The sequence below is a fragment of the uncultured Succinivibrio sp. genome, assembly GCF_902756765.1.
Lineage (GTDB): Bacteria > Pseudomonadota > Gammaproteobacteria > Enterobacterales > Succinivibrionaceae > Succinivibrio.
This window is the reverse complement of sequence record NZ_CACVSS010000051.1, coordinates 1-14,247: the sequence shown is the minus strand read 5'-3', so window position 1 is coordinate 14,247 and position 14,247 is coordinate 1. Positions and strand designations below refer to the sequence as shown.

Annotated in this window: 9 protein-coding genes; 5 read left to right on the top strand and 4 right to left on the bottom strand. The window is 37.0% G+C overall.

Features of this window, described 5'->3' with window-relative positions; translation table 11 throughout:
* The first annotated feature begins 563 nt into the window (after nucleotides 1-563).
* The 3 genes from QZU45_RS08105 to QZU45_RS08095 all read left to right on the top strand — a co-directional run bounded on the left by QZU45_RS08105 (nucleotide 564) and on the right by QZU45_RS08095 (nucleotide 5,604).
* Nucleotides 564-1,973, top strand: a complete 1,410-nt coding sequence (locus tag QZU45_RS08105; RefSeq protein ID WP_295353924.1) for a hypothetical protein — start codon at nucleotides 564-566, stop codon at nucleotides 1,971-1,973.
* 34 nt (nucleotides 1,974-2,007) lie between these two features.
* Nucleotides 2,008-2,175, top strand: coding sequence for a hypothetical protein (locus QZU45_RS08100; RefSeq protein WP_295001785.1), 168 nt, complete (start codon nucleotides 2,008-2,010; stop codon nucleotides 2,173-2,175).
* A 90-nt stretch (nucleotides 2,176-2,265) separates the two neighbouring features.
* A complete protein-coding gene (locus QZU45_RS08095) occupies nucleotides 2,266-5,604 on the top strand; it encodes an autotransporter outer membrane beta-barrel domain-containing protein (RefSeq protein ID WP_295353920.1) in 3,339 nt (1,112 codons plus the stop codon).
* A gap of 90 nt (nucleotides 5,605-5,694) precedes the next feature.
* Here the strand turns inward: QZU45_RS08095 and QZU45_RS08090 are convergent, their stop codons facing one another.
* The 3 genes from QZU45_RS08090 to QZU45_RS08080 form a co-directional block, all read right to left on the bottom strand.
* Nucleotides 5,695-6,708 carry a 2-hydroxyacid dehydrogenase gene (locus tag QZU45_RS08090; protein WP_295353917.1) on the bottom strand — a complete coding sequence of 338 codons (1,014 nt, stop codon included), beginning with the start codon at nucleotides 6,706-6,708 and terminating at the stop codon, nucleotides 5,695-5,697.
* 97 nt (nucleotides 6,709-6,805) lie between these two features.
* Entirely contained in the window at nucleotides 6,806-7,318 is a 513-nt protein-coding gene (locus QZU45_RS08085) for an O-acetyl-ADP-ribose deacetylase (RefSeq protein WP_295353915.1), read from the bottom strand.
* Nucleotides 7,319-7,320: 2 nt separating this feature from the next.
* Nucleotides 7,321-8,433, bottom strand: a complete 1,113-nt coding sequence (locus QZU45_RS08080) for a hypothetical protein (protein WP_295353912.1) — start codon at nucleotides 8,431-8,433, stop codon at nucleotides 7,321-7,323.
* 514 nt (nucleotides 8,434-8,947) lie between these two features.
* On the opposite strand from QZU45_RS08080, the gene glgC reads away from it, so the two are divergent.
* Together glgC and glgA are read left to right on the top strand one after the other, a co-directional pair.
* Nucleotides 8,948-10,192, top strand: coding sequence for a glucose-1-phosphate adenylyltransferase (gene glgC, locus QZU45_RS08075; protein WP_295353909.1), 1,245 nt, complete (start codon nucleotides 8,948-8,950; stop codon nucleotides 10,190-10,192).
* Nucleotides 10,193-10,225: 33 nt separating this feature from the next.
* Nucleotides 10,226-11,692 carry a glycogen synthase GlgA gene (gene glgA, locus QZU45_RS08070; RefSeq protein WP_295353927.1) on the top strand — a complete coding sequence of 489 codons (1,467 nt, stop codon included), beginning with the start codon at nucleotides 10,226-10,228 and terminating at the stop codon, nucleotides 11,690-11,692.
* A 276-nt stretch (nucleotides 11,693-11,968) separates the two neighbouring features.
* Here the strand turns inward: glgA and QZU45_RS08065 are convergent, their stop codons facing one another.
* A complete protein-coding gene (locus QZU45_RS08065) occupies nucleotides 11,969-13,723 on the bottom strand; it encodes a diguanylate cyclase (protein WP_295353907.1) in 1,755 nt (584 codons plus the stop codon).
* Nucleotides 13,724-14,247 lie beyond the last annotated feature (524 nt).

The following is a 14,247-nucleotide window of genomic DNA, read 5'->3' as shown; positions in this document are numbered from 1 at the left end:
CAGCATTCTTAAATGACAAAATTCGACACCTCAAAAAAGACCTCTTTAAAACAGCGTTATATTGCGTTTAACAGGTGTTTTTTCAAAGCAATAAAAAAAACATTTATAACTGGTAACGTGAACATAGTCACACTAAATTTTTAATAAACATTACCATCGCAAGGATGGTAATTGGTTAGGTGAAAATCAGAACTATTTAACCTGATTCTTACCTATTACCTATTTTTCAAAGCTCAAAAAAACGACAGTATCGTCTAAAGCAGGAAAAGCTTATTCCCATCTTTGAATATCATTATTCCTTTACAAGTATCACTCAGTCAACTTATATGAAATAAGGTCATTATCATCTACATTTTTTTCACAATAAGTATTCACTTTTTTCTTCTAGAAATACCTTTACCCTTTTGACAATTTGTTCATTAAACTAATCTTTTTTATTTTTTTCTTATATTTGTGACAAACATCATTGAAATGCTCTGGGGGGGGGGGGTAAAATGAAATCTGGTATTGTCTTAATAAAATCGTTATAAATCAAAAAATAATAAAAACAATTAAGGATAAAAATGAACGATAACATCGAAGATATTGAGATCGATTTGGTAAGACTTTTCAAATATCTTCTTTCTAAATACAAAATTCATATTATTCTAGCAGTTATTTTTTCTTTGCTATTCTTTTCTTATAAGTTTTACAAATTTGAGTTCTCTGAAGTTCCTTTAGAAGAAATCAATAAACTCTTCACTATCGAGAAGGTGACAAATCTTCCTAATGGTCAGAAGAAAACAGAAAAAGAAAAAGTTAACTACAAACTGTATAAACAGAATTTCTATGCTAAACAGTCAGAGTATGAAACTGCACTGAAAGGTATTGAATTTCAGAGACAAAAACTCGAATCAGAAATTTCTAATCTCAGATTAGAAGAGCAAAAACAAAATGAATATCTAAAGAGATCTATTCTGTATAACTTACCTAATTCGGCTGATAGTTTTCAAAGTGATTTTATTTTTTTCTGCACTGATAAATTAGCAAATAAAAAAGAACAAACAGATGAATCGTCTGTCATAGATTTTGCTAAAGAGTACATTTCACGGAAAGAACTGGTAGAAGATGTCTCAAAAAAATTTAAAATACCGGTAGATATTTCATATAAACAAATTAACGAACTTATAACTCTAAGAAAAATATCAAAACAATCTTTTGTAATTTCTGTTAAAAGCAATAGTGCAACGGATATTGAATATCTAAAAGAAAAAGTAGAGCATTTCAATCAGCAACTTAACGGTATATTTAAAAACGAATATCAAATTTCTTATACACGAGCATATTCTGGCAATATTGATACATTTTATCTAGCTCAATTAAAAATCAGTGAAGACAACAAATTAAGAGATATCGTTAGCACAATAGAAAACAAGAAAAATGAAATTGCTAATCTTCAAGAACCAGCTTCTTTTGAAGAAAAGCTGATTGATCTTAATACCTATAAATATCTCTCCTACATTAAGTTTGCCCTCATGGGTATCGCTGCCGGTCTTTTCATTAGCTTATGTATATTCGGATGCAGGTATCTGTTTGATGGCAATCTTAAAGATGCTGATTATCTGCAAAGATTGTTTGAAATAAAGAAACTTGCCTGTATTCATGACGGAGACTTTCTTTCTAAAAATTCTAATGAAGAGAAAAAACTTAGCCAGGCAGTAGAGTTTCTGTGTAAAGACAAATCAAAACTATCTATAGTCAGCACCTTGAATTTTGATGTCATTCAGGAGGCTGTAAAGATTATTGAGAATGCCCTGCATGGATCCAAGACTGAAGTTGTTATCAGACAGCCTTTTGAAATCAAAGATATTACAGTATGTGATGCAGTTTTAATACTTGAAAAACTTGATATTACCGACGTTGTTACTGCAATTTCAGAGATTAAGTTTTTGAAGGATATTAACTGCAATATTATCGGCATTGCTTATGCCTAAGCGAAAATAAGTCTCCAGACAGGAAGAAGATGCTATGAAAAAAAGAAAACTAACAATCTGCGTATTTATATATCTTCTTGCAGTTCTATTTTTGGGTAGTTCGTTATTTATTTATGGATGCAGTGATTCCTCAGACTATAAAACTATAAAAATGAGACATGGGGAATTGCCTGTACCAAAGCCAATAAAAGAACAAAACTAATTATTTGCTCGGATTTTTATGTTTATTTTGAAAACAGCGAAATTCGAGTTTATTTTTTCTCTTTTTATTTAGGTATGGGGAAATATTATTATGATAAAACAAACAAGAAATGCAATGCATATGCTTATTGAAGCTTATAAAGCTGTATATAAACAAGCTATGTCAAAAGGCACCGGAGTTAAATATGCTGGAGGTAATTTACTTAAGTTACTATTAATTTTATCTTCAGTTGGCTGTTCTCAGGCAACAACAATAATGATGCCTTGGGGACAAACAGATTTATTTGATATCACACCTGAGATTACCGAAAAAACATTAACCCAAAACTCCGATGTTACAGCATCTGGTAATTTGGGACATGAAATGACTTGGATGCTCTTGGAAGCAAAAAATATTGGCAAAGGAAATGAATTAAAAGAAGATATCAATTCTGAAGAGGCTTATCAGAAAGCAGTTAATCTCTTAAACCAAGCTAAATTCGACAATATTACAACAAACAATCTTGGTAACGAACAGACTATTACATTGAATAGTATTACTGTTAATGGAGGTCTGGTTAACCTTCAGCCTGGAAATGGATCATCATGGAGTGCAAGTAATAAACAAACTCTAACAATAACAGGGACTACTAATGTAAATAAAGGTTTCTTATATCTTGGAAATAATCATACTGATAACAATGAATTTAATTCTTCCACTACTGCAACAGGAACTGTAACATACAAAGGAATATCTACAGGTCAAATTTCAGGTGATACAACATTCAGCAGTGGTCTGGTAATTGAAGATTACGCTGCTGTAGATGTCGGAAGAAAATCTAATATCAAAGGTAATATTACAATTAAATCAAAAGGACCTTCTGATATTAATGCGTTTACAGAAGAAGAAAAACAATATGGTGTATGGGGAAAAAGCGTCAGTGATTTCTTAGAAAAAGAAAGTGAAACCACCGGCGGTTTAAATGTTGGTCATGGAGAATCAAAGATTACTGGAACGGTTGATATTCAGGGAGGAAAACTTACTGTAGTTGATTTTGCAGATGTTTCATCAAGTAACAAAACTTCACCAGAATTAACCATCAATGGAGATGTATCTGTTAAAGATGCAGGTGAAATCTATGTTATGGGTACTAAAGACTCGAATAATAACCAGTACCACGCAAAGCTTACTATAGAAAATGATCTCAAAGTATCAGGAGCAAATTCTCTTGTAAGCGTGGGAAGCATAAACAAATCTGAAGCTCAAGGTGAGCTTATTGTTAACGGAGAAACGACTGTTGATAATGGCGGAAAAATTATAGTTGGACAAAACGGAACCGCTACATTCAATGGTGCAGCAACCTTAGATGGAACAGATTCAATTACAATCAAAGAAGGAACTAACGGAAAATTAAATTTTAATGGTGACACTACCATTAAGAGTCTTGTTGCTTCTGATAAAACATCTACTAGTACTTTCACCCAAACAGCTACACTTTCAAATGCAGAAATATCGTTCAAAGACGTAACATTCGAAAAGACTGCAACTCTTAATGATTCAAAAATTTCTACAGAAAAATTAACTTTCAAAGATACTGCAAAACTTGATACAGCAACAGTAACAACTGACACTCTTACTTTCTCAAAGGATGCAGATGTAAAAGCAGCAACAGTAAAAACAAAAACTTTAACTTTTAATGATAAAGCAAAAGTTTATAACTCTAATATTCAGGCATCTGATGTTAACCTTTCAAGTACATTGAAACTTGATCCTTCAACTTTGACAACATCTTCTCTTCTGTTTAATGACAATGGTAAGTTAGCAATCTTAACAGGTTCTGCAACTTATGTTGGTAACAGCAGTGATTTCGAGTCAACAGGATCTGTTGCAGAAGGTAAGGCATTATTAGCTTTAGCTTCAGGAATTAAACTTGGAAATACAAATGCTATTTATCTAAGTGGAACAGAAAACAACGACAATGTAGGTGCAATTGAAGCAAATACAGTAACATTGAATTCTGGTTCTACTCTTGAACTGTACAGTGGAGCATTCTCCAATGGAGCTGCTATTACTTTCACCGATGACAATGGTAAGTTTACAGTTGAAGATGGAGCAAAGATTGTATTAAAGGGAAAGCAGTCAACAGGCAAAAATACCGTTGTAACAGGAGCTAACGGTGGTATAACAACCCCTGACGAGTGGAATACCTATCTGTCATCAGGAAATATTCTCTACCAGATTAATGGCGTAACAAAAGATGAAGGAAAATACGTAGTTGATTTAGGAATATCTTCAACAGGTGTTGCAGCTGTAAGCGGTGGTATTAGCCCAAGCTTATCAAGAGCTATTGTTAATCAGGCAAACGGAACAGGTATGGATTCAACCAAGAATAATGGTCTTGGACTCATGACTCAGATGATTGAGAAAATCGGTTCAGGTTCATCTGCTGAAATCAGCAAATTCCGTGACGAGGCTAACTCTGTAACAGGCTTCATCTTCGGTGGTGTTCCTCTGTTAAATGAGCTTGTTGCTCAGATTGCACACGACAATGTTGAACAGCACAATGGATTCATTACTACCGGAGCAAACCACGCTGCTGTTAAAGGTACCAATGCTACTGTCTGGGCAATGCCATTCTATAAGCACTCCAAGTCAGACTCATTCAAGATTGAAGGTTCAACCTATGGTCTGAAGGCTAAGATTTATGGCTTAAGCATGGGTACTGATTTTGAAGTTGCAGACGGTTTCCGTCTAGGCTTTGATGGTATCGTAGGTCATGCTAAGACTGACAGTAAAGGCAGCTTAGATCCTTCTAAGGATGATGCTTCATTCTGGGGTATTGGAACCTATGGCTCATATAGCTATGAGAACCTGAAGATTATGGCTGATATCGGTTATACAGCAATGAGTACCGATACTGATCTTCATACCTCATACGGAACTCTGTCTGCAAACAACACCAAGTCATATACATTTACTACTGGTGTTAATGCCAAGTACAACTTTGCTCTAACCTATGCTGATGTTGCTCCTCATGTTGGTATTCGTTACAACCATGCTAACATCGATAAGTACAAAGTTAAGAGACAGGGTAATGTTATGTTGACTGGTGACAGCATCAGCCAGAACTATTTCCAATTCCCTATCGGTGTTGAAGTATCAAAACAGTTTGCCTGTGGCGAATGGAACTTAAAGCCAATGTTTGACTTAACAGCAACAATCAACACTGGTGACAAGAAACTTGATGCCAAAACAACTCTTACCGGATTTGATAACACCTACGGCAATGTTTCAACCAATGCAGAAGTGTTAGATCCTGTAAGTGTACGTGGAAGTCTAGGTCTAGAAGCTAAATACGGTTCATTAGGTATGGGAGTCGGTTACTCATACACTGGCTCTAAGAACGTAAAGGATCACGTATTTGCGGCTGGGGTTAACTACACCTTCTAAAGACAGGTAATTTCCAATTACCATTGAAAAGCTCCCCTAATGGGGAGCTTTGTTTATGAAAAGACTATTTAATGATTTTTCTCAAATCTCTTATTTAGCTTTAACCTCATTAACCAGCTCCTTGCCTTCAAAATAAGCTTTAGCATTGGCTAAAGTGGTGTCTACAATATTGTGCATAGCTTCTTTAGTGAAGAATGCCTGATGTGAAGTTAACAGCACATTATTGAAACTTAGAAGACGTCCTAGTTTGTCATCGGCAATAATGTTATCTGACTTATCCTGGAAGAAGTACTGGCTCTCCTCCTCATACACATCCAGACCTGCCGCACCAATCTTTCCACTCTTAAGCCCCTCGACAAGAGCTTCAGTGTTAATCAGAGGACCACGACCGGTGTTAATCAGCATTACTCCATCCTTCATCTTGGCTATAGAATCCTTGTTGATAAGGTATCTGTTTTCAGGAGTCAATGGGCAGTTTAAGGAAATAATGTCTGACTTGGCGTAAAGTTCATCCAGAGTAACGTACTTTATGCCCGCAGCCTTCTCATATTCCTTATCCTCAAAGATATCGTAGGCTAGCACGTTGATTCCGAAACCTTTTAGAATACCGATCAGCACACGTGCAATCTTACCGGTACCGATAACACCAGCGGTCTTTCCGTAAAGATCAAATCCCATCAGACCATGAAGCGCAAAGTTACCATCACGGGTTCTGGTATAAGCTCGATGAGTTTTTCTGTTCAGGGTCAGAATCAGAGCAACAACATGCTCGGCAATTGCATGAGGTGAATAGGCAGGAACACGTACAACTCGAATACCAAGTTCCTTTGCAGCTTGAAGATCAACATTATTAAAGCCGGCACAGCGCAAAGCTAAAAGCTCAACACCATTCTCTTTAAGTTTGGTTAATACTGTTCTGTCTGCACGATCATTTACGAAAATACATACAGCCTTTGCACCATGAATTTCATCAGCATTCTTTTCATTCAAGAAAGAACGGTGGTAAATAAGATCGAAATCGTAACCGTTACTTGTATTAAGATCTGAAAAGGCATGTCTGTCATAGCTGTGAGTGCCGAAAAATACAATCTTGTTCTTATCCATAGTTTGCCTCGAAAAAAAAATCACTCCGATTAGAATACCTTAATATTCGCAGAAAAATTGATCCAGATCAAAAAAAATATTTTTTGCGCCAAAACAATTAAAAAGGATTAAGAACCTTTTCATATGCAGAATATGTTCTGTCATCAAACAGGCACCACTCCACAAGATCAAATGAAGATTCCATAGAACGCATCAGTTCTCTGACAATGCCAATTGCAATTTCAGCTGCTTTATCAACAGGATAAGCATATACTCCAGTCGAAATTGAAGGAAATGCAATACGTCTTATTGAGTAGTTTTGAGCTAAAAGAAGAGAATTTTTATAACAGTTTGCAAGAAGCTTTGGTTCTCCTGAAGAGCCTCCATGCCAGATAGGACCTACGGTATGGATCACATATTTACAGGGAAGATTGTAGCCCTTAGTAATTTTAGCTTCACCGGTTTTACAGCCGTTTAGAGTACGACACTCCTCTAAAAGCTGAGGACCTGCGGCAAAGTGAATTGCTCCATCAACCCCTCCTCCACCGAGGAGAGTATTATTTGCCGCATTAACAATTGCATCAACATCACTAAGTCTGGTTATATCACCTTTTACGAGTTTTATTTCCATAGCTAATAGCCTAAATTCTGTCTTACTACGAAACGAGGCTTCTGAATCATCTGCCCCTGATAATTCACCTGCATCTTTATCATAGCACTTATGACAGATTTGCCCTGTTCTATTGATTCATCATGAATAAAATCTGCGTCACAAGGCATATTTGGGCGATATTCCTGACCTATGTACCCTATGAATTCATAACCGCTGTCTGATGCTGTCTTCTTCAATGAATCAATAGACTGTTTAAGCTTTACGTAACCTTCCTGATCCTTATTCAAACCACTTAGATTGGTTTCCATAATAGCGACATCATCTGCAAGCTTGAGCATTAAGCTATGGTCCCGAGCTGGAGCTTCTATCTGAGTATCTTTTAGTGCAGACATAGGAATAGATACCTTCTGATGCGAGTGGCTGAGATTTTCTTCAAGTTTTCTGCACTTCTCCTGTACCGCAAGAAGTTTCTTTAGCAGCATTGCACAGCAGACAATCGAAGCAATTACCCCCAGAACACAGAGGACAATCAGGATAACAGCCAGAGAAGTGTAGCCGTAAACCTTACTCTCAAAGGCAGATGAATCCTCTAGACGCTTGCTAACTTTACCGTCAATCTGTTCAGACAGAAGATTGAACTCACTGCGGTTATTGTCAATTTTGCTCTGAAGATCTGATGAAGTCTGGGAAATATTTTTCTGACTGTCCTCAATACTTACACCCATCTTCAGCAGTTCATTCTTTATTCCTTTAATATAGAGATAATTTGTATCTATATTCTTTTTGAATTCTGACAAGATATTGACACAGCGCTGCAGATCATCACGCTGTTTTTTCAGATTAGCATCAAACTGCCTGTTGGATGCGGCAATATCTGCCTTGAGCTTGGCAACCTGAGCAGAAAGCCCTCTAATATTCTTTTCGTTCTTAACAAGCTCCTTGCTCATTGCCGAACTGACATAATTGTTGACATAGCCTTCAAATGCAGAGGATGGAGAAAACATAGCCTCCTGCTCATCAGTTGGTCCGGATATGGAAGTACCGGCAGACATATCATTAACGTATGGCTCCTCAGCCAGTACCGCTGAACTTATAAAGAAAAACGGAATTATCAGAATATATCTAAAATTCATATAACTCCCCTCCTGTTTATGCTGTAGTTTTTCCGTTAAAAAATAGATAAAAATTTCGGATGCAAGATCAGTACCACATAAAAATCAGAAGAATTGACCACTTGATTATTTTTTAGTGCAAATATTTGTATGTGCAAAATTAACATTTGCTGATTAAACCTAGAACTACAGGTCAATTTAGGAGAATTTTCTGAATTTACAAAGAGATTTTCTTTACTAGGAAAAATTACTAATTAAATATTTTTTTAACATTTTTTCAAAAATTTCGCCAAGATCAAAATTTTTTCATCATTTTGAAAATTATTTACACATCAAGAATATGGAGAATAAATTACAAAACATTATTGCATCACAGCTCAAATTTTAACTTTAAGTTTATTAAACAAAATCGCTCAAAGCCCCTTAGTAAATCACAAGTTTGAAGCACTTAAAAAAATCAGATTCAAAATTAATCTATACTAATCTCAGTGAAACTATCATTTTAATAAAACAAATTTTTTACGGGGGAATTCCTATGTCAGGAGTATTAGCTATGATTCTGGCAGGCGGTGAGGGTACTCGCTTAATGCCATTGACCGAAAGCAGATCAAAACCAGCAGTTCCATTTGGTGGAAGCTATCGTCTGATCGATTTCGTTCTAAACAATTTCGTTAACTCAGGTATTCTTAAGATCTTTGTTATCACTCAGTACAAATCACAGTCTCTAATGATGCATCTTAAGAATGGCTGGCAGGTAAGCGGCATTCCAGGAGCCTTCATTGATTCTCTTCCTGCACAGATGCGTGTGTCTAAGGAATGGTATCAGGGTACTGCAGATGCTATCTATCAGAACCTGACCTTCATTCGAGATCAGTTCCCAGATCATGTTTGCGTATTCGGTTCAGATAACATCTACAAGATGGATGTTCGTCAGATGCTACATTACCACAACAGCAAAGAAGCAGAGCTAACCGTTGCAGCAATCAAGATGAAGTCAGAAGATGTTGCAGGCAAGTTCGGTGTAATCGAAGTTGACAACAACGGCTGCATGATCGGTTTCGAAGAGAAGCCAGCACATCCTAAGGAGATCCCTTCCGAGCCAGGCTACTCATTAGTATCTATGGGTAACTACATCTTCAAGGCAGACGTTCTGATCAAGGAACTTGTTGAAGATCAGCAGGACAGCAAGTCAAGCCACGACTTCGGTAAGGATATTATTCCTAAGCTGTTCCCTCGTGGAAAGGTATTCGTATACGACTTCAGCTCAGCTAAGATCGCTGGTGAAGCAGACTCTGCATACTGGAGAGACGTAGGAAGTGTTGACAGTTTCTGGGAAGCTCATATGGATCTTCTTGGCAACTATGCTAAGTTCAACCTGCACAACCCTAAGTGGGCATTACACACATACTATCCTCCTCTACCACCAGCAAACTTCGTTGATACCGATGACAACGAGTCTCACGTTTCAATGTCTCTGATTTCTGCTGGATGTGAAATTAACGGGGCAACAATCAACAAATCAGTATTAGGATTCAGATGTACAGCTAACGACGGTGCAAACGTAGAAGGCTGCGTATTGATCGGAGATAACACTATTGGCAAGGGTGCAAGAGTTAAAAACGTTATTCTTGACAGATATGTAGAAATCGCCCCAGGCTTTACCATTGGCTATGATCTTGAAGAAGATAAGAAACTTGCTGCACAATACAAAAAAGGCAAGATAAATATCTCAGATAATGGCATAATAGTCGTAGGTAAAGGATTAAGATTAGGATATTAGTGATCCGGATCAATAAAAATAGACATATAGGGGATATCTGTGAAAGTATTATTATTATCATCTGAAGTTGCAGATATTGTTAAATCTGGAGGCCTTGCTGATGTGGCAAAGGCCCTTCCTTTGGAACTGCAGTCAAGAGGTCACGATGTAAAGGTTGTGCTTCCTTGCTACTCCATAATCAAGGGCTGGCAGGATTTACCAATTATTGCAGAAGGTGTGCTTAACCAGTCTCATCCAGACGTTAAGTTGCATATTCCCTACAAAGTCAGAAAAGTGCTCCTCAACTCAAAGGTTGAGGTTCTGCTAATCGACTGTCCACAGTATTTTGACAGAACATCAATGTATGGCGACAACAATGAAGCTTATGGCGACAATGGTTTCCGCTATGCATTCTTTTCTGCAGCCGCAATCGAAACCGCACGAATTATCGGTTTTAAGTTTGATATTCTGCACTGCAACGACTGGCATACCGGTCTTGCACCAATGTTGCTGCGTATCAAATATGCAAATGATCCTTTCTTTGAGAAGTCTCGTTCAGTAATCACTATTCACAATGGAGCTTTCCAGGGTGTATTTGACAGATCTCAGATTTCTTATCTTCCAGAAATCAGCGGCATCTATAATGACAAGGTTTCACAGGGGTCATTTATCAATTATCTGAAGTGTGGTGTATTCTACGCTGATAAGATTAATACCGTTTCTCCTGGTTATGCAAAGGAATTAACCTCATATATCGGCGGTCACGGTATGACCCAGAACTTTATAGACCGTCAGATGGATCTGTCAGGTATCATCAATGGTTGTGATTACTCTGACTGGGATCCTGCAACCGATCAGCTGCTGAGAATTCGCTACGATGTAAACACCTTGGATCAGAAGATCTTAGGAAAGTATCTGCTTCAGCGTAAACTTGGCTTTGAGATGGGCGATACTCCGATGTACGGTATGGTTGCCCGTCTGACAGATCAGAAAGGTATCGGCCTGCTTCTGCCAATCCTTGACAGATTCCTTCTGCACAAGGTTCAGGTAGTTATTGAAGGAACCGGTGATCCTGCCCTGCAGAAGCAGATGGAAGAGATTGCAGCAAGACATCCGGGCAAGATGGTGTTCAAGTCTGTTTATGACAATATGCTTGCTCATCAGATTGAAGCAGCTTCAGATTTCTTCCTGATGCCATCAATCTTCGAGCCTTGCGGTCTGAACCAGATTTACTCTCTGGCTTACGGCACACTGCCAATCGTGCGTGCGGTCGGTGGTCTACAGGATACTGTTGTGGATTATGATGCTGATCCAGAGAACGGAACAGGATTTATCTTCAAGGATCCTAACTCTGAGGAATTACTTTCCTGCTTAAGAAGAACTCTGATTCTGTATCTAGAAAATAATACAGAGATGCGACGTATCAAGATGAATGCCATGAAGGTTCGCTTCAACTGGTCTGACAGCTGTGCTCAGTACGAAACTCTGTACAAGAGCGCACTACAGAAACCTAAGTGGTAGAAGATTATATGTTTAAAAAGGCAGCCTTATGGCTGTCTTTTTTTTGAACTAATTCAGCCGATTACTCTTACAAAACCGATACAAAGGAGATTGAATTCATTTTTTTTCTCATTAAATACAGTTCTTCATATAAGATTCTTTGCTGTAACTGGTCGAACTAAGGCAATTGACGAATGCGTCAATTGCTTTAGACTGACAGTTACTAGAAATATAGAATCAATTGACAATCCTAGACACCGTGTTTTTTCTTGCCGCGTAGGTTATTAACACTCAGATTCAATACAGCACCACTTTATTACGACCTGATTCTTTAGCTTCATAAACAGCTTGATCTGCACGTTTTAAAAGAGATGCAGGAGCTTCCTCTGAATTAACAAGAGTTACTCCCACACTGACCGTAATATGATTGACAGTCGAGAATTTTTTATTTTCAATTATTTTTCGAACTTTTTCACCGAAATTCCCGAGTGATTTTTCATCAACATCAGGCACGAGATAAATAAATTCCTCCCCTCCCCATCGTCCAAAAATATGATCATCTTCCATGAGGCTGCGAATTTGATTTACTACCTCTACCAGCACCATATCGCCTATATCATGCCCATAGGTATCGTTTATATTTTTAAAATGGTCGATATCTATAAACAAAATCCCATAGGATCTACCTTCTTGGCTATAAGTCAGGACATTTTCTAATGCTCCTTCAAGTTGCCTGCGGTTATATATCTTTGTCAATTGGTCTGTGAATGCTATTTTCTTGAGTTCAAGATTTCTTACATTCAATTCCTGAGAAGTCCTTTCAAGAAAAGTTAAGATTCGTTCTATAAAAGGTATTTCTCCTAAAGTACAGAATTCTGAAGATACAGAATCCGGACCATGGTTAGTTATGACCGTGTTTTGATAATCCCCATTTTCCTTTAAACCAATAACAACCAGTGTACTGTTCAGATCACAGCCATTGCCATCATGGGTAATAAATAATTCCGCAGAGACTGTGGCTACAGATAAATCTTTTACATATTTTTTATAGATGCCAACTTCCGTTTCGAAGTTTTCTTGTAAAAACTGCATAATGTTTCCACATGCAAAAAGAAATACCGCATCTGGATGAAAAGCCGATAATTCTAATGCAGATTGCCTAGAGACAGCATAAATATTTTCTTTGCTAGCATAAGACAGACGGAATTTGTCATTTAAATGAATATCAGAACTAAATACCAGACCACCTTTTTCATCATAAGAAATAGGAACACGGGCAACACTAAAGTTTTTTCGATTGAAAACTAACGGAAACTCGCAGACATTTTTTAAAAAATACTGGTTAGGATCCACTCTTAAGTATTTTGAATAAATATTAACAGCAGGCTCATTATCAATCTCTTCTACTATACTGTTACCGTCTACCTTGGTAACCACCATATCAATACCAATCGGTTGCCATCCAAGATTGCAATCCATATAAACGGATAAAGACTCTCCTGAAAATGCGACAACCACAATTCCCTGGGAATACACCTTACTGCCGTATACATGTGCGAGATTTTTCTTTGAAATGTTGTAGCCGGCTTTTGCACCGAAAATTGGAATATTACAGTGATGAAATTCATGAATGAATGTATTAATTGAACTAGATTTCGCTGCATAACAAATTAGAAGACACTTCAAATTAGAAAATGCCTCTAATTTTTCATTCAGGCTTCGCCCTGATTCAAAAGATGTGGAGTCACTTAAATCAAATTCAAACTGCGTTAATTTGGTATTCTGAAAAAAAATAAATGAAATCTCTAGAGGCAGTTCACTGATAACCTCGTCTTTTTCGGCAATATCAATAGATGTCATTCCTGTAATGCAGGCATGAGGAAAATATTGATTTAAAGACCTTACTAAAAGAACTTCTTCAATGTCAGGGCGTGGATTATAAATTTGTACCAGAACTCCTGAGGCTTCCTGGTAATTCTTGTCTTCATGTATCTTTTTGGCAATACCTTCAAGTTCTGCAAAACAAGTAAAGTGATATGTTCTTTGAATCATAGACTAATACCTTTAGACTTACACCGATAAACCTCAGATCAAAAGACAATATCTACCGGACAATTAGCTATCATCCACAAAAAAATAATCATCTGTGTAATAGGCAAAAAACAACGCCAAAAAGCCAATAAAAATTTCAGTAGCTCATAAAAAAGTATAGTAGACGGTAGCAACTTCCTGCCAAAAAAATTTTTTTTAGGGAAAAAACTGTCGATAGATCTATTTGATTTTTAAATAAAAAAAAATGCCTAAGATCTTAAGAAATTAGGCTAAAACCTTATAAAAATGCGGTTTGTATAACATCGCATTTTAGTTCTTTAAAAATCTGTATTCTATGTATTCCTGAAATCGCATATATATGCGGATGCAAAAATTTCTGATTCTGAAGTTTTAACGTGGAATTTCACTATGAATTGTGCATTTTGGCGCTTTTGTGGGGAATCTGCTTATTAACAGACTGATAAATAAGCAATTAATTGACAAAAGAGAGGGAGCTCTGTAAATTTAATTTCACCACAAAACAA

Bases quoted from the DNA above. Each gene is read 5' to 3' on its own strand.
- QZU45_RS08105 (WP_295353924.1), top strand. From the start codon at position 564: ATGAACGATAACATCGAAGATATTGAGATCGATTTGGTAAGACTTTTC.
- QZU45_RS08100 (WP_295001785.1), top strand. From the start codon at position 2,008: ATGAAAAAAAGAAAACTAACAATCTGCGTATTTATATATCTTCTTGCA.
- QZU45_RS08095 (WP_295353920.1), top strand. From the start codon at position 2,266: ATGATAAAACAAACAAGAAATGCAATGCATATGCTTATTGAAGCTTAT.
- QZU45_RS08090 (WP_295353917.1), bottom strand. From the start codon at position 6,708: ATGGATAAGAACAAGATTGTATTTTTCGGCACTCACAGCTATGACAGA.
- QZU45_RS08085 (WP_295353915.1), bottom strand. From the start codon at position 7,318: ATGGAAATAAAACTCGTAAAAGGTGATATAACCAGACTTAGTGATGTT.
- QZU45_RS08080 (WP_295353912.1), bottom strand. From the start codon at position 8,433: ATGAATTTTAGATATATTCTGATAATTCCGTTTTTCTTTATAAGTTCA.
- glgC (WP_295353909.1), top strand. From the start codon at position 8,948: ATGTCAGGAGTATTAGCTATGATTCTGGCAGGCGGTGAGGGTACTCGC.
- QZU45_RS08065 (WP_295353907.1), bottom strand. From the start codon at position 13,723: ATGATTCAAAGAACATATCACTTTACTTGTTTTGCAGAACTTGAAGGT.